General features: G+C 64.8%; 15 protein-coding genes and 1 pseudogene. 10 read left to right on the top strand and 6 right to left on the bottom strand.

The genetic code is table 11. The features are described from left to right. The first annotated feature begins 172 nt into the window (after positions 1-172). Both CO669_RS22020 and CO669_RS22015 read left to right on the top strand, forming a co-directional pair. The gene (locus tag CO669_RS22020; RefSeq protein ID WP_097662041.1) at positions 173-1,585 is read left to right on the top strand and encodes an FAD-binding oxidoreductase; all 1,413 of its coding nucleotides are present in this window, start codon (positions 173-175) and stop codon (positions 1,583-1,585) included. Between the two features lie 8 nt (positions 1,586-1,593). After that, on the top strand, positions 1,594-2,274 hold the full coding sequence (locus CO669_RS22015) for a GntR family transcriptional regulator (protein ID WP_097662040.1): 681 nt from the start codon (positions 1,594-1,596) through the stop codon (positions 2,272-2,274). Between the two features lie 6 nt (positions 2,275-2,280). Here CO669_RS22015 and CO669_RS36095 read toward each other — a convergent pair whose 3' ends face one another. From CO669_RS36095 to CO669_RS22005, 3 genes are all read right to left on the bottom strand, one after another. Next, positions 2,281-2,445: a hypothetical protein gene (locus CO669_RS36095; RefSeq protein ID WP_198964181.1), complete on the bottom strand. Its 165-nt coding sequence runs from the start codon at positions 2,443-2,445 to the stop codon at positions 2,281-2,283. A 109-nt stretch (positions 2,446-2,554) separates the two neighbouring features. Beyond that, complete coding sequence (locus CO669_RS22010) at positions 2,555-3,514, bottom strand: DMT family transporter (protein ID WP_097662039.1); 960 nt, start codon at positions 3,512-3,514, stop codon at positions 2,555-2,557. Next, positions 3,480-3,782 carry a hypothetical protein gene (locus CO669_RS22005; RefSeq protein WP_097662038.1) on the bottom strand — a complete coding sequence of 101 codons (303 nt, stop codon included), beginning with the start codon at positions 3,780-3,782 and terminating at the stop codon, positions 3,480-3,482. Before CO669_RS22005 ends, CO669_RS22010 begins: the two co-directional genes overlap by 35 nt. 157 nt (positions 3,783-3,939) lie before the next feature. On the opposite strand from CO669_RS22005, the gene CO669_RS22000 reads away from it, so the two are divergent. The 4 genes from CO669_RS22000 (at position 3,940) to CO669_RS21980 (ending at position 8,607) form a co-directional block, all read left to right on the top strand. Next, positions 3,940-4,806, top strand: coding sequence for a beta-keto acid cleavage family enzyme (locus CO669_RS22000; RefSeq protein WP_097662037.1), 867 nt, complete (start codon positions 3,940-3,942; stop codon positions 4,804-4,806). A 94-nt stretch (positions 4,807-4,900) separates the two neighbouring features. Then, entirely contained in the window at positions 4,901-6,922 is a 2,022-nt protein-coding gene (locus tag CO669_RS21995; protein ID WP_097662036.1) for a YgiQ family radical SAM protein, read from the top strand. Between the two features lie 516 nt (positions 6,923-7,438). After that, entirely contained in the window at positions 7,439-7,897 is a 459-nt protein-coding gene (locus tag CO669_RS21985) for an Rrf2 family transcriptional regulator (RefSeq protein ID WP_097662034.1), read from the top strand. A 26-nt stretch (positions 7,898-7,923) separates the two neighbouring features. Beyond that, a complete protein-coding gene (locus CO669_RS21980; protein ID WP_245444433.1) occupies positions 7,924-8,607 on the top strand; it encodes a class I SAM-dependent methyltransferase in 684 nt (227 codons plus the stop codon). Between the two features lie 152 nt (positions 8,608-8,759). Here the strand turns inward: CO669_RS21980 and CO669_RS21975 are convergent, their stop codons facing one another. Continuing rightward, positions 8,760-9,248 (bottom strand): RICIN domain-containing protein, encoded by a 489-nt coding sequence (locus CO669_RS21975; RefSeq protein ID WP_097662032.1) that lies wholly within the window; start codon positions 9,246-9,248, stop codon positions 8,760-8,762. Between the two features lie 385 nt (positions 9,249-9,633). Here CO669_RS21975 and CO669_RS21970 point away from each other — a divergent pair. After that, a pseudogene (locus CO669_RS21970) lies at positions 9,634-11,196 on the top strand (winged helix-turn-helix domain-containing tetratricopeptide repeat protein). A gap of 172 nt (positions 11,197-11,368) precedes the next feature. On the opposite strand, the gene styB reads toward CO669_RS21970, so the two are convergent. Beyond that, entirely contained in the window at positions 11,369-11,854 is a 486-nt protein-coding gene (gene styB, locus CO669_RS21960) for a styrene monooxygenase NADH-dependent flavin reductase subunit StyB (protein WP_097662030.1), read from the bottom strand. Positions 11,855-11,878: 24 nt separating this feature from the next. After that, on the bottom strand, positions 11,879-13,129 hold the full coding sequence (gene styA / locus CO669_RS21955) for a styrene monooxygenase subunit StyA (protein ID WP_097662029.1): 1,251 nt from the start codon (positions 13,127-13,129) through the stop codon (positions 11,879-11,881). A gap of 104 nt (positions 13,130-13,233) precedes the next feature. Between styA and CO669_RS21950 the strand changes: the two genes are divergently transcribed. From CO669_RS21950 to CO669_RS21940, 3 genes are all read left to right on the top strand, one after another. Further along, positions 13,234-14,163, top strand: a complete 930-nt coding sequence (locus CO669_RS21950) for a LysR family transcriptional regulator (RefSeq protein ID WP_097662028.1) — start codon at positions 13,234-13,236, stop codon at positions 14,161-14,163. A gap of 30 nt (positions 14,164-14,193) precedes the next feature. Continuing rightward, a complete protein-coding gene (locus CO669_RS21945; RefSeq protein WP_097662197.1) occupies positions 14,194-15,216 on the top strand; it encodes an LLM class flavin-dependent oxidoreductase in 1,023 nt (340 codons plus the stop codon). 81 nt (positions 15,217-15,297) lie between these two features. Next, complete coding sequence (locus tag CO669_RS21940; RefSeq protein WP_245444431.1) at positions 15,298-15,777, top strand: DUF2846 domain-containing protein; 480 nt, start codon at positions 15,298-15,300, stop codon at positions 15,775-15,777. The last annotated feature ends 133 nt before the right edge of the window (positions 15,778-15,910 follow it).

The raw sequence follows: 15,910 nt of genomic DNA, 5'->3' as shown, positions 1-15,910 counted from the left end.
ACCCTTTGCTGCGATCCCGAACTAAGCCCCTGATCTCCAACGATCTTCCGAGGCTGAAGCAGGCCTTGTTTTTGCTTTACTTTCTCTGTTGTACCTTACATACAAGAGCCACGCAAACCCTTTCCGACGGCACGGCGCGCATGGGCGCAGCCAGATTTTGAGGAGGTCTCGCATGAACATGGTGACCCCCATCGGGCGCCCCGACCAATTGCTCGGCGCGCTGCGCGACAAGCTCGGCGCAGCCGCGGTGTTGATCGGCACCGACGTGCCCGCGCGCAATTGCAACGATTGGAGCGCGAGCCTGCCGCAGGCGCCGCTGGCGGTGATCCGTCCGATGGACGCGCGAGGCGTCGCCGATGCCGTTGCGACCTGCCGGCAGGCGCGTCTGCCGTTCGTGCCGCAGGGCGGACTGACCGGCCTGTGCCGCGGCGCCTCGCCCGAAGCCGGCTGGGTCGCGATCTCGCTGGAGCGCATGACCGGCATCGAGGAGATCGACCCCGCCTCGATGACGATGACGGTGAAATCAGGCACGCCGCTGGAGACGATCCAGAAGGCCGCCGACGAGGCCGGCTTCTTCTTTCCACTCGATCTCGGCTCCCGCGGCTCCTGCGCGATCGGCGGCAATCTCTCGACCAATGCCGGCGGCAACCGCGTGATCCGCTACGGCATGACGCGCGAGCTGGTGCTCGGCCTCGAAGTCGTGCTGCCCGACGGCACCATCATCACGAGCCTCAACAAGCTGATGAAGAACAACGCCGGCTATGACCTCAAGCACCTCTTTATCGGCTCCGAAGGCACGCTCGGCATCATCACCCGCGTGGTGCTGAAACTGTTCCCGAAGCCGCGCTCGACCATGGCCGCGCTGTGCGCGCTGAAGGACTATGCCGCGGTGATTGCGCTGCTCGGCGCGGCGCGCAGCGGCCTTGGCCCGTTGCTGTCGGCGTTCGAGGTGATGTGGCCGGATTACTGGGACGTGATCACGACTCGCGCCGGCGTGAAGCCGCCGGTCGCGGCCGGGCACGGCCTCTACGTACTGGTCGAGGCGCAAGGCACCGACGAGAGCGTCGACGCGCCGCGCTTCCAGGCCTGGCTCGAAGAGTTGATGGAGCGCGGGCTGCTGGCGGATGCCGCCCTGGCGCAGTCGCTGGCCCAGACGCAGGCCTTCTGGCGCGTGCGCGATATCTGCGCCGAGTTCGGCCAGGTGCTGGGCCCGCACATCTCCTACGACATCGGCCTTGCGGTGGCCCGGATGGACGAGTTCGTCACGCGCTGCAAGGCGGCGCTCGCCGGCGGCATCGCGGGATGCGAGAGCGTCTATTACGGCCATATCGGCGATGGCAACCTGCATCTGGTCTCCTGGGTCACCGGCCTTGCCGTCGAGCAGCAGCCGAAGGAAGAGATGGACGCGATCATCTACGGTCTCGTCCGCGAGCTGGGCGGCAGCATCTCGGCCGAGCACGGCATCGGCACCTTGAAGAAGAAATGGCTGGGTCATGCCCGGAGCGAGCCCGAGATCGCCCTGATGCGGACGCTGAAGGCCGCGCTCGATCCCGACCACCTGCTCAATCCCGGCAAGGTCGTCTGAGAGCGCAGATGCGATCGCTCAAGCTCGATACGCCGAAATCGCTGTCGCAGCGCGTGATGCTGCGGCTGCGGCAGGCGATCATCGACGGCGAGTTCGCGCTCGGTGCCGCCATCTCCGAGGAGATGGTGGCGAATTCATTCGGCGTCAGCCGCACGCCGGTGCGCGAGGCGATGGGGCAGTTGCAGGCGCAGGGCCTCGTCGTGATCCGTCCGCAGGTCGGCAGTTTCGTCTTTACGCCGAGCGCGGAGGATATCACCGCGCTCTGCACCTTCCGCGTCGCGCTCGAGCCCAAGGCCGCAGAGCTCGCTCATCGCCACGACCGCGATGGCGCGATCGCGTCGATGAGCGAGGCGATCGCCGCGATGGAGCCGGCAGTGGCGGCCAAGGACAACATCGCCTATGGCCGCGCCGACGCGGCGTTTCACGAGGCGCTGTTCGTCCATTGCGGCAACCGCTACCTCGCCGAATCCTACCAGCTGGTCTCCGGCCGCGTCGCCGCGCTCCGCACCAATCTGACGTCGCCGATCGACGTCCGCACCCGCACGTCATTCGACGAGCACCGCAGGCTGCTCGATCTGTTCGCGCGCGGCGAGTTCGATGCGTTCGAAGCGTTGATGACGACGCATATCACCAATTCGGGCGTGGTCTATGCCAAGGCTTTGAAGGTAGAGACGGCGAAAGCGGATTGACCGCGGCTATTTCGCGCCCCTCGGTCCCGGCCTGTCCAGGAAATCCAGCGCCGTGTTGATCTGTTCGAGCTGGTGCTCGATTCTGTCGCGGTCCTCGACCGATGGCGCCTTTTCGAGCTGCTCCACGAGCTTCTGCTTTCGTAACAGCAGGTTCTCTATGACTGTACTCACAGCTCCCCCATCGGCAGATGGCGAACATCGCGAGCCGGGCTCGCCGCAACTCCCCCATCAGAATGTTCGCGAGGACGGATGGTTCCTGCGGGTGCGCATGCGGATGGAACTAGCGGCGCAGGCTGGCCCAGACGCCGCCTAGGATCAGCAGACCGCCGAAAAGATGGATCAGCTTCGGCGGCTCGCCGAGGATGGCGAAAGACAGTAGCGCGCTCGCGATCGGCCCGAGATAGAGCACGAGCGAGGTCCGGACCGAGCCGAACCTGCCGCCGAGCCAGGCAAAGCCGGCATAGGCGAGCAGGCCGGGAACGATGCCGGCGAAGACATAGGCCGACAGCGCCTTGGTGCTGAACACCTGCTCCGGCATCGCCCACATTTCCCTCGCCGCAAGCGGCAGCGAAAACAGCGCGCCGGCACCCGAGAACAGGCTGATGCGCGCCAGCAGCGAAGCCCGTGGCGCGGCGCGCGATTGCAGCAGCGTATAGCCGGACCAGCCGAGCATCGCGATCACGACGAGGCCGTCGCCGGCCACGGTCTCAAGTTCGATCAGCGTCCGCGGGTGGCCGCCGGAGATGATCAGCAGCGCGCCGGCGAGCGCGAGCGCCGTGCCGAGCCATTGCAGCGGGCCGACATGCTCGATGCCGCGCAGGGCCGAAATCAGCAGCACCGTGATCGGCGACAGCGCCATGATCAGCGCGATGTGGATCGCCGTCGTCGACACGCCCGCGGCATAGACCGGACCGCCGCACAGGAACATGCCCATGAATCCGGCGGCGAGGATCGGCCAGATGTTCCGGCCGAGCGGCACGCGGCCATCGCGGATCTCCCTCAGTGCGATCGGCGCGAGCCCGATTGCGACGATGCCCCAGCGGAAGAAGGCCAGCGAGAAAGGCGGGACGGAGCCGGCAAGTCCGCGCGCCAGAACCTGGTTGGAAGCTTGCGCGGTCGCCACCAGGATGAAGCCGATCAGCGCAACCGCGCCGAGCCAGGCGTCCGTGGACGGCGCCGCGCCAGCCGCTGATAAATGCCCGCCGTCAGAGGTTTCCCTGCCCGAGATGTCCTTGCCCATGGATCAATCGGATATCCGATGTCGGCCGCGGTGAGAACCCCGACGAGGGCTCACCGAGATGCATATGCGGCACGCGCGCCATTCCGGGAGGCGCGGAGACGCTCGCCAGCAGCACCGGCACGATGGGCGTGCGGGTGATCGAAACCGAGAACACCGCCAGCAGCGCGCAGAGCATGCAGATCCTCATCCGCACCGTGCGGCGATCGGTGATCGGCAGGAACAGGAAGAACAACATCGCCAGGATCAGCAGCGCATCGATCAGAAACATGGGGCTCTCCTTCAAGACTGGAGAGAGCATGACGAATGGCGAACGGGCGGTATGTGGACGGCGTCACACACCCGATGACGCTGACCTCATGCGGCGTCCCGTGATACGGTCGCGCAAAACGAGCTCCGTCCGGTGTGGGCGGATCGGGAGGCACGCCATGCACAAGGTCTGGATCGAGGCGGCGTTGAACGGGCCCTGGAGCCGCGCGCGTCAGTCCGGCATTCCCGACACCATCGATGCGATCATCGCCGAGGGCATCGCCTGCGCGGAAGCCGGCGCGGCCATCGTTCACACCCATGCCTATGACGGCGGCGGTCCGCAGACGTTCGACTGGCAGGTCTATGCGCGCATCATCGAGGGCATCCGCGCCAGGATCGACGTGCCCGTCTACCCCTCGATCCCCGGCCTCGATGCGCGCGGCAATGTGGCCGATCCCAAGGCGCGCTTCGCCCATATCGGGGCATTGGCCGAGCGTGGCCTGCTCGAATTCGCAGTGGTCGATCCCGGCAGCGTCAATTTCACGCTGACCGCGACCCATGCAGAGAGCAAGCCCGCGGAGACCTATCTCAATCCGGAGACGCATATTCGCAGGGGGCTCGACGTTGCCAGGCGCTACGGCATCCATCCCGCGTTCGCCATCTACGAGCCGGGCTTCATCCGCGCCGGCGCGGCGCTGGCGCGCGCCAGCGGCGTGAAGACGCCGGTCTACCGCTTCATGTTCTCGCAGCAATTCGCGTTCTGCTTTCCGCCAAGACCTTATGGCCTCGCGGCGCTGGTCGCGCTGATGGAGGAGGAAGCGTCCGGTGCGCCCTGGATGGTTTCCGGCCTCGGCGTCGACATCACGCCGCTGATTCCCGACACGATCGCCCGCGGCGGCCATCTGCGCGTCGGGCTCGAGGATGCGTTGCTGGGCTCGACGGCCACCAACATTGACCTCGTCGAGGACGCCGTCCGGATGGTGCGCGCGCATGGCGGCGAGCCGGCGACGACGGCCGAGGTCCGGCAGGCCCTGGCGAAGGGTTAACGCACGCGCGCGCCCCGATTTCGGCCGGCGGAACCGCAAATCTTCACGCCTCCGTCGGTTGTATTCGGAAGCCCGGAGTCTTATGCCTGTCCGCATGGACACCCAGATCATCGCCGCCGCAAAGCCCCTGATGGCTCACGCGCGCCCGCGCAAGCCGGCGCCGTTCCTCCCGATGAGCCGCGTCGAGATGGACGCGCTCGGCTGGGACGCCTGCGACATCGTGCTGGTGACCGGGGATGCCTATGTCGACCATCCGAGCTTCGGCATGGCGATCATCGGCCGGCTGCTGGAGGCGCAGGGCTTCCGGGTCGGCATCATCTCCCAGCCCGACTGGCACTCGGCCGAGCCGTTCAAGGCGCTCGGCAAGCCAAAGGTGTTCTTCGGCGTCACCGGCGGCAACATGGATTCCATGGTGAACCGCTACACCGCGGACCGCCGCATCCGCAGCGACGACGCCTATACCGCGGGCGGCGAAGGCGGCAAGCGGCCTGACCGCTGCACCGTCGTCTATGCGCAGCGCTGCCGCGAGGCGTTCAAGGACGTGCCGATCATTCTCGGCGGCATCGAGGCCTCGCTGCGCCGGATCGCGCATTACGATTACTGGTCGGACAAGGTGCGCCGCTCGGTGCTCGCCGACGCCAAGGCCGACCTCCTGCTGTACGGCAACGCCGAGCGCGCCGTCGTCGAAGTGGCGAACCGCATTGCGGCTGGCGAAACCGCGCGCGAGCTCGACGACATCAGGGGCGTCGCGCTGTTCCGCAAGGTGCCCGAGGACTACACCGAGCTGCACGCCGACGATCTCGATTCCGCCGACGAGGGTGCCACGCGCCAGAAGGGCTTAACCGTGATCCGCTTGCCGGCGCTGGAGCAGGTCGAGCAGGACAAGGAAGCCTATGCCCGCGCCTCGCGCGTGCTGCACCGTGAGAGCAATCCCGGCAATGCGCGGCCGCTGGTGCAGCGGCATGGTGATCGCGACCTCTGGCTCAACCCGCCGCCGATCCCGCTGACCTCCGAGGAGATGGACGCGGTCTACGACCTGCCCTACGCGCGCGCACCGCATCCGTCCTACGGCGATGCCAAGATCCCGGCCTGGGACATGATCAAGTTCTCGGTGACGATCATGCGCGGCTGCTTCGGCGGCTGCACCTTCTGCTCGATCACCGAGCACGAGGGCCGCATCATCCAGAACCGCTCGGAGGGCTCGATCCTGCGCGAGATCGAGAAGATCCGCGACAAGACCCCGGGCTTCACCGGCGTGATCTCCGACATCGGCGGCCCCACCGCCAACATGTACCGGATGGCGTGCAAGGACCCGAAGGTCGAGGCCGCGTGCCGCCGTCCGTCCTGCGTCTTCCCGGAGATCTGCCCGAACCTCAACACCTCGCATGACGATCTCATTCGCCTCTATCGCAAGGTGCGCGAGACCAAGGGCATCAAGAAGGTGATGGTCGCCTCCGGCGTGCGCTACGACCTCGCGGTCGAGAGCCCCGAATACATCAAGGAGCTCGTCACCCATCACGTCGGCGGTTATCTCAAGATCGCGCCCGAGCATACCGAGCGCGGCCCGCTCGACAAGATGATGAAGCCGGGCATCGGCGCCTACAACAAGTTCAAGCGCATGTTCGACGAAGCCGCCGAGCGCGCCGGCAAGAAATATTACCTGATCCCCTATTTCATCGCGGCGCATCCGGGCACGACCGACGAGGACATGATGAACCTCGCGCTGTGGCTGAAGAAGAACCGCTATCGCGCCGACCAGGTGCAGACCTTCCTGCCTTCGCCGATGGCGACGGCGACCGCGATGTACCACACCGGCGTCAATCCCTTGCGCGGCGTGCGCCATGGCGGCAGCGACAAGGTCGAGGCAATCAAGGGCCTGCGCCAGCGCCGCCTGCACAAGGCGTTCCTGCGCTACCACGATCCCGACAATTGGCCGGTGCTGCGCGAGGCGCTGATCGAGATGGGCCGCCGCGATTTGATCGGCTCGCAGCCGCACCAGTTGGTCCCTGCGCACCAGCCGCCCGGCACCGGCAAGGCCGCCGGCACGCGGCGCCCCGTTCGCCCCGGCGACAAGACGCAGCGGTTCACGACGAAGGGCCTGCGGGTGATGAAGTAGCGGGCGGGAGCCGGCTCGGCCTCGCCGCTATGGGCCCAATGCAAAAATGTCGAAAACAACCCCATGCACAGTAGACGGGGCTAGCAGGATCAATGGCTTAGAGCGTGGGCTGACGGCCGGTTGATCGAGCAAAGGAAACGTTGCTCCGTCGGGCAGAACAGCCGTGTGATGGCATCAATTCGCGCAGGTAGATTGCATCGTGCCGCGGGACTTCAACCTTGCTTGCTCTGCCGCGCCGTCTCGCCTGCCGCGTAGCCAAGCACGACGGGAAGGGTTACGGGCCAAGCCGCACCCATGATGAGGGTCGAGCCGAAGTGACGCTCGCCGGGATTCTGGTAGCCATCCTGGGCACCAAGAACGAATACCGCGATCAGACAACTAAGGATGTATCGCTTTATCCAAGGCATCTGGGAGAGCTTTCTGTTGCAAGGCATAGGTCGCCCCTGCGGTGCGCTGGGTTCAGCGTCACGCAAAGGACGATTGACGCCGGCGCCATTATGTAACATATAAAGTTACATGAAACGAGACAGCCGATTGTCCGGCGTGCTGCACGTCCTTCTACACATGGCGCAGCAGCCCGGGCCGTTCACATCCGAGACTCTGGCGAAAGCCATGGACACCAACCCCGTGGTGATCCGGCGCATCATGGCGGGGCTGCGCGAGCTCGGTTACGTCCACTCCGAGAAGGGGCATGGCGGCGGCTGGAAGCTTTCCTGCGACCTGTCGAAGGTGACGCTGCGCGACGTCTATGCCGCGCTCGGCAGCCCGTCGCTATTGGCGATGGGCAACCGGACCGAGGCGCCGGGCTGTCTCGTCGAGCAGGCCGTCAATGCCGCGCTCGGTCAGGCCTTTGCCGACGCCGAGGCCTTGCTGCTGTCGCGCCTCGGCGAGGTGACGCTGGCGATGCTGAGCGACGATCTGCGCAAGCGGCTCGGGTCTCGAAAGATCCACGACATCGGCGCGCATGGCGCGTGAACGGCTGCATTCCCAGGGACAACGTCATGACCGACATTCAGGCCGCATTCTCGGATCCACAATTCGTGGCGCGATACACCGAGGGGCCGCGGCGCTTCGTGCCGGGCTATGAGGCCATGCAATCCATGGCGGCGATTCTGCTGGCCGAAAGCGTTCCCGGTGATGGGCAGGTGCTTGTCCTCGGCGCCGGCGGCGGCCTGGAGCTCAGGGCTTTTGCGCAGGCACATCCCGGCTGGCGCTTCGACGGCGTCGATCCGTCCGCAGAGATGCTGGCGCTGGCCGGGCAGACCCTGGGAGAGCTCGCACCACGCGCGCGCTTTCATCAAGGCTATGTCGATGACGCCCCGCAGGGACCGTTCGACGGCGCCACCTGCCTCCTGACCCTGCACTTCGTCGATGTCGCCGAGCGGCGCCGGATCGCCTCGGAGGTCCGCCGCCGGCTCAAACCGCGCGCACCGTTCGTGGTCGCGCATCTCAGCGCGCCCGATGGAGCGAAGGAACGTCCGCTGTGGCTGGCGCGGTACTCCGCGTTCCTGGCCGCCTCCGGCGTCGAACCCGAGCAAGCGGCGGCCGCGCGGGATGCCGTCAGCAACCATCTGCAGATTCTGGCGCCCGCCCAGGACGAGACGATCCTGCGCGAGGCCGGCTTCTCCGAGCCGACGCTGTTCTACACCGGCTTCGCCTTCCGCGGTTGGGTGGCGTATGCGTGAGGTGTCAGGTGGTCTAGCATTATCGTGTCGACCGCTTCGATACCTCACGCGTCCACGATGGACCGTATTGTAGAAGGTTAGTCAAGCAACGCACTTTCGTGCCTTCTCAAGCCTTTTGCCAGCGCGAAGAGGATCGCTGCACTCGCGAACAGCTACCTCACGACGAACTTCTGGTTCGTCTGTTCTCGACAGTCGAATTGAATGAGTTGCGCCTTGTCGGCGACCGATCCACCTTCGATATCGAGACATTTCTGCGTGTGTGACGGTTTGATCCTCACTCGACCGACATCAACGTCGTCGACAAAGAACAGCTGGTTCGGCGTATCGCGACATTCGAACTGAATGAGGTGTGCCCTGTTGTCCTGCGATGCTTGGTTCACGTCCAGGCATAGACCGCTGTGAGCCGCGACAATACGCCAAAGGCCGGGGCGCACCTCTTGGAAACCCCATTGTTGATTGAGGCCGCCGTGGCATCCGAATTGGATGATGCGGGCTTTGTTCTCCTGCGATGCTTCGTTCACGTCCAGGCATTTCTCGCTGTTGACCGACACAATTTCGGCATGGGGCTTGCGAGGCGGAGTGAAGCCGGCTGCAGAAAGCATGCATGCTACCAGGGCGCTGCCGATAAGAAATCTTTGCATTTGACACCTCTGAATTCTTGTGGCGAGCGATCGCAGTTACGCGATCGATTTCACGCGATTGCGATCAAGTAGAACCAAGGACGTGTCCGACTTCGCAGGTGGCACAATGGGGTTCGCAACCTCCCGCGTGTGCGCCGGTCCTGAACTGAACTCCAAGATGCTTCGAGAGCGCGGTAGACGGCCTGCCGCCTTTCCGTTGCGAGTTCCGGCCGGGCGGTCCCATAAATCGTGCTCGTTGCGGCGCGTCCTGTCCGGACTGTTCACCAGACGAAGTTGCCGCAAGATGCGCCGGCGGGCTTAACTGCTGGCTTACATTTTTCTTACTGAAGGCTTATTCTTCGTGCCATCGGGGCTACCAAGGCGACCCCCGAGAAGGAATGGCAGTTTGCGCTATCTCTTCGATGAGTACACATTTGACACGGACCGGCGCGAACTGCGTCGCGAAGCTGACGTGGTCACCATCGCGCCGCAGGCATTTGACCTGCTCGACTACCTGATCCGCCACAGGGAGCGCGTCGTCAATAAAGACGAACTGATTGATACCGTTTGGAGCGGACGCATCGTCTCGGATGCTGCGCTTACTACCCGTCTGAATGCGGCACGCAACGCAATCGGCGACACAGGGGAAAAACAGCGACTGATCAAGACACTGCCTCGCAAGGGCTTCCGCTTTGTTGGTGCCGTGCGGGAAGTCCGTGCGTCACCACACGAGGTCGTTGGCCCGGTCGAGCGAACCGTCGACACGCCGCCACGCTTATCCATCGTCGTGCTACCCTTCGCGAACCTGGGCGGCGATCCTGAGCAGGACTATTTTGTGGATGGTGTTACCGAGAGCTTGACGACGGACCTGTCGCGCATCAGTGGGTCGTTCGTCATCGCACGGAATAGCGCGTACTCATACAAGGGTAGAGCGATCGATGTACGGCAGGTCGGGCGGGAATTAAACATTCGCTAAGTGCTCGAAGGCTCGGTGCAACGCAGCGGGAAGCGACTCCGGATTAACGCGCAGTTGGTCGATGCCGCGAGCGGCCAGCATCTTTGGGCGGAGCGCTTTGAGAGGCCTGTCGCGGGCCTGTTCGACATGCAGGACGAACTCGTATCGAGGCTCGCCAATACCTTGGGTACGCAGCTCGTCGAAGCTGAGGCGCGACGAGCCCAGCGCACGCCGCACCCTGATGCGATGGACTTGTACTTCCAGGGCCGGGCCTGGCTGCTGAAGGGATTTAGCCTTGAATGCGTGACGCAAGCGCGCAGCTTCTTCGAACGCGCCCTGGAGTTTGACCCCGGCAACATCGACTCAATGATTGGCCTGGCAAATGTTGATACGATAATTGCAAACAGTTTTACGACGGATGATGGGCCTGCGCGGCTGGCAGCGGCCGAGGCGATGGCGAACAAGGCATTGTCCATCACGTCTAACCGTGCGATGGCCCACTTGGCTCGAGGTTGGGTCCAGATCTTTACGAATCGGGCCGCGCAAGCCGTCCGTGACCTAGAGCATGCGTTGGTACTGAATCCGAATGCTGCCAACGCCCATGCTGCCCTCGGCTGCGCCAAATTCTATATGGGGCGCGCTGCCGAGACTGAAGGTCATATACGCGAGGCTTTGCGTCTGTCCCCTCGCGACGTTGAAACCTACCAGTGGGCCTGTATCGTGGGCGTTGCCAAGCTGCTCCTTGGTTCGGACATGGAGGCCGTCGGTTGGTTACGACGAAGCACCGAGGCGAACCGCAACTTTCCTCTGGCTCATTTGACGCTGGCCGCAGCGTTGGGCCTGACTGGCGCGCTGGAAGAGGCGCGGACTGCCGCAAGTACGGGACTGGCGCTCCACCCGGGGTTCACCATCCGTCGATTCGTCGCCGCTAAACAAAGCGACAACCCCACATACCTTGCTGGGCGCGAACGCGCTTGTGAGGGCTTTCGCTTGGCTGGCGTGCCCGAAGGATGACGGGCACTCCGGCCAAGGTCGACTTCACCGCCTTCTTCCCTAGTCTGGCGCCGGCGCAGGACGAGACGATCCTGCGCGAGGCCGGTTTCTCGAACCCGACGCTGTTCTACACCCGGCTTCGCCTTCCGCGGCTGGGTGGCCTACGCCTGAACGACCGCGAAACGGCGCACCCTCACCGATCCACCGGCGCCCCCGCTCCGCGATGATACCGGCTGGAGAAGAACACCAGCGGCGTGGTGTCGCGGTAGTCGCAGCCTGAGACTTCGGCGATGATCAGGGTGTGGTCGCTGACATCGACATGGCGCGTCACCTCGCAGGCGAACCAGGCGATGCAGCCCTGAAGGCGCGGCAGGCCGTCGACGATGTCGTAGTCCGGCATCGCGCCGCTGTTGGGCTGGCTCGCAAAGTGCCGTGACAGGTCGCGGCCGTGCTCCGGCAGGACGTTGACGCAGTAGCGCCCCGTCGCTGTGATCGCGCGGTGCATGCGTCCGGGCATGACGGAGACCAGCACGGTCGGCGGCGACAGGCTGACGGTGACGAAACTGTTGGCGGTCATGCCGCAGACGCGGCCGTGCTCGTCCAGCGCGGTCAACACAGCGACGCCGGTCGCAAAGCGCGAGGCGGCTTCGCGGAACGCGGCCGGATTGGCGCGCGGCATCTCACTCACGGCCCGCATCACACCTCACGCGATCGCCCTGACCGGCTCTGCCGGCGCCGACATGCGTTCGATCCAGGCCTGGATGCGCTGCGGCGTCGAGATGCGATCCCATTGGCGATCAGGGTAATTGAAGTTCTCGGTGAACTCGTTCGCGAGCGCCTGGTTCTGGCTCATCGCGCCGATCAGCATGCCCAGCGCTTCGCTCGGCGGCTGCAGCATGACATTGGTCCAGCGCGAGGCCGCGAGCACGCGGTCCTGCCGCTTCAGGTCGATCTTTTCGCACAGGCGCGCATCGAGCGCGTCGGCATTGACGATCTCCTCGCCGAGCACGAAGGCGGCATAGGAGGCGACATTGGCGCCCTGCCCCATCATGGGATCGACGATGGCGTGGACGTCGCCGAGCGCGATGGCGCATTTGCCGTCGTCGAACGCCACCACCGTGTTGCGCACGGTCGGGACCACGCCGCCTTGCAGCAGGTCCTGCGGCTGCGCGAGGTCGAAGCGCGCGGTGTCGATGCGGTCGTAGGTGGTCGGATGATGTTTCTCCAGCTTGCCCAGCAGCACCTTGAGGAAGTGCTTCGGGTTGTCGTCGTAGCTGAGCGTCGCCAGCTCCTCCATGTCGCCGCCGGGCACGTTCTCCATCAGCAGCGCGTTGGCGATGCCGCCGAAGGTGATGGTCGGGATCACGATCATCTCGCCATGTCCCGGCGACACCGACAGCGTGACGTTCATGGGATCGGGCTGCCGCACGCCGGTGTAAAGCCCGACGCAGAGCCGCCGTTGCGGCTGCGAATAGGGCGTGTGCTCGGGACGGTAGGTGAAGAGCTGGCCGAGCGGCCCCTTGCCGGTCGAGACCACCAGGAGATCGAACCGCGCGACCAGCGGACGGATGTCGCGCTCCTCGATGCGGCGATACTCGATCTTGCCGCCGCGGTTGGTGAAGTCCTGCATCAATGCCGGCAGATAGATCCGGTAGTCGACGGCGCGGCTCGGTTTCGAGAAATCGCCGCGAAAGCTCAGCGGCTGCGGAAAATTGAAGACGTGGTCGTGGTAGTAATAATGGTCCTTCGGGTCGGTCCAGTGATTGACGCCGAGATAGTCCTCGCGCGCGAGCGTCACGTGGTGATGCGCCACCGTGTTGAGCAGCCGGATATCGCGATAATCCTCGGGCGGCCGGTCGGTGATGACAGTGGCGTCCACACCATGCTTCTGCAGGTAAAGCGCGAGATGCAGGCCGGCGATCCCGGCGCCGACGATTCCGACGTTGCGTGCCACGTGGTCTCCTCCCCTGATTGCTCGTTTTGAGGGAGCGTAACGATCTGCCGCCTTGTCCACTACGGAATAAATGGGATATAATTTATTCCGATCAGGAATGAATTATGGACCGGATCGATTGTTTGCGCGCGTTCGTTCGCACCCTCGAGGGCGGCAGCTTCTCGGCGGCGGCCAAGGAGCTCGGCCTCGGCCAGCCCGCGATCAGCAAGCGCATCGCGATGCTGGAGAGCGAGTTCGGCACGCAGCTGTTCTCGCGCACGACGCGCACGCTGAAGCCGACCGCGGAAGCGCATCGCATCTACGATCTCGCGCGGCAGATCCTCGACAGTTTCGACATGGCGCGCTCGAGCATCGAGCAGGCCGCGCCCCGTCCGAGCGGTACGCTTCGGATCGGCGTGCCGTCGTCGTTCGGACGGCGCTACATGATGCCTGTCATCGCCGACTATGTGCGGCACTATCCGGAAGTGCGCGTCGACATCCGCTTCAGCGAGCGCTTCGTCAACCTGGTCGAGGAAGGCATCGAGCTGGCGCTGCGGATCGGACATCTGGAGGCGAGCACGCTGGTCGCCCGCCGGCTCGGCACCGTACAGCGCTATCTCGTGGCGACACCGACCTATCTGCACGGCCGGCCGCTGCCGCGCACGCCGGACGATCTCGGCGCGCATCAATGCATCGTCTATTCCCGGATGTCGCCGGCACAGCAATGGGCCTTCGAATCCGAGCATGGAAGGCACGTTGCCTCGATCAACGGGCCCATTCACGTCGACGATGCCGATGCGATGCAGGAGGCCACGATGCATCATCTCGGCATCGCCATCCTGCCGGAATGGAATGCCGCGGACGGCCTCCGCAGCGGCGAGCTCGAACATGTGCTGCCGGATTACAGCATCGCCGCATTGCCGCTGCATGCGGTCTACCCGGAGACGCAGTGGATGTCGCTGCGGGCGCGCAGCTTCCTGGATTTGCTGGTCGCGCGCGCCGACCATTTTTCTCCTGCTTCCCCGCATGGCTCGCCCCCCGACTCAGGCGGTTGACGCCGCCTCTGCCGTCATTAAATGACGCCCATGAAAAAAATCGGATTCCTGTCCTTCGGACACTGGACGCCCTCGTCGCAATCGCAGACCCGCTCGGCTTCGGACACGCTGCTGCAATCGATCGAGCTGGCGGTCGCGGCCGAGCAACTCGGGGCGGACGGCGCCTATTTCCGCGTGCACCATTTCGCGCGGCAGCTGGCTTCGCCATTTCCGCTGCTCGCCGCCGTCGGCGCGAAAACAAGCACGATCGAGATCGGCACGGCCGTGATCGACATGCGTTACGAGAACCCGCTCTACATGGTGGAGGACGCAGGATCCGCCGACCTCATCGCCGGCGGCCGGCTGCAGCTCGGCATCAGCCGCGGCTCGCCGGAGCAGGTGATCGATGGCTGGCGCTATTTCGGCTATCGCCCCGCGGAGGGCGCAAGCGATGCCGACATGGGCCGACGTCACGCCGAGGTCTTCCTCGACCTCTTGCGCGGCGAAGGTTTTGCCGAGCCCAACCCGCAGCCGATGTTTCCAAATCCGCCGGGCCTCTTGCGCATCGAGCCGCATGCGCAAGGCCTGCGCGAGCGGATCTGGTGGGGCGCGGGCTCGAATGCCACTGCCGAGTGGGCGGCAAAGCTCGGCATGAACCTGCAGAGCTCGACGCTGAAGAACGACGAGACCGGCGAAGCTTTTCACGTGCAGCAGGCCGCGCAGATCCGGGCCTATCGGGCGGCGTGGAAGGAGGCCGGTCACAGCCGCGAACCCCGCGTGTCCGTCAGCCGCAGCATCTTCGCGCTGATGAACGATCGCGACCGCGCCTATTTCGGCGGAGAGCGCGGCGGCTCGGACCAGATCGGCTTCATCGACCCGCAGACCCGGGCCATCTTCGGCCGCTCTTATGCCGCCGAACCCGACGTGCTGATCGAGCAGCTCAAGCAGGACGAGGCGATTGCCGAGGCGGATACGCTGCTGTTGACCATTCCGAACCAGCTCGGCGTCGACTACTGCGCGCATGCGATCGAGGCGATCCTGAAGCACGTCGCGCCGGCATTGGGATGGCGGTGACATGAGCTGGAGCGGCACGACCAGAAGTCGCGATTGACTTCGCGCACCACCCTCGCCAAAGATCCCTCGGGGACTGTTGGAATGAATCAGGGGGTTGGAATGGGCTTGCGTCCGGGGATCGTCGTTGCGGCTTTCTTGCTTGCGGGGTGTGCGTCAGGGCCGATGGGCAGCACGGCTCTGACAGATAACGTCAAGGCAAATACCGCGCGGCTGGTGGTCTATCGCTCATCCGCCCTGGGTTTCGCAATCCAGCCAAACTATTCGGTCGACGGACGCTCCGTTGGAGGCAGTCAGGCTGCGGGTTTCCTGGCCTGCGACCTGCCTCCGGGCCGCCACGAGGTTGCGGTCAACAATCTTCCACTGAGCAGCAATCTGTTCGGGCAGGGAAGCGAAAAGGTGAGCGTCGATCTGCGCGCCGGCAGCACCACCTACCTCTCCGCCCAACCGCAGATGGGAATCATCACGCCCGGTGCCATCACATTGATTCAGGTCACCGAAAGCCAGGGCCGTGCAGACGTCGCCAGCTTGCATCAGAGCACCAGCTCATGCGGCAAGGTATGATCTGAGGCGCTTCGCCAGGACGAGGCGATCGCCGAGGCGAACACGCGGCTGTTGATCATCCCGGACTAGGTAGTGGACTCAAACCTAGCCCATAGACGGGTGGCGGCGAGCAGAACGGCTGCGAGGAAGTTTC

This window comes from Bradyrhizobium sp. Y36, from assembly GCF_002531575.1.
In the GTDB taxonomy this organism is placed as follows: Bacteria; Pseudomonadota; Alphaproteobacteria; order Rhizobiales; family Xanthobacteraceae; genus Bradyrhizobium.
This window is presented reverse-complemented; position numbering and strand designations above follow the sequence as displayed.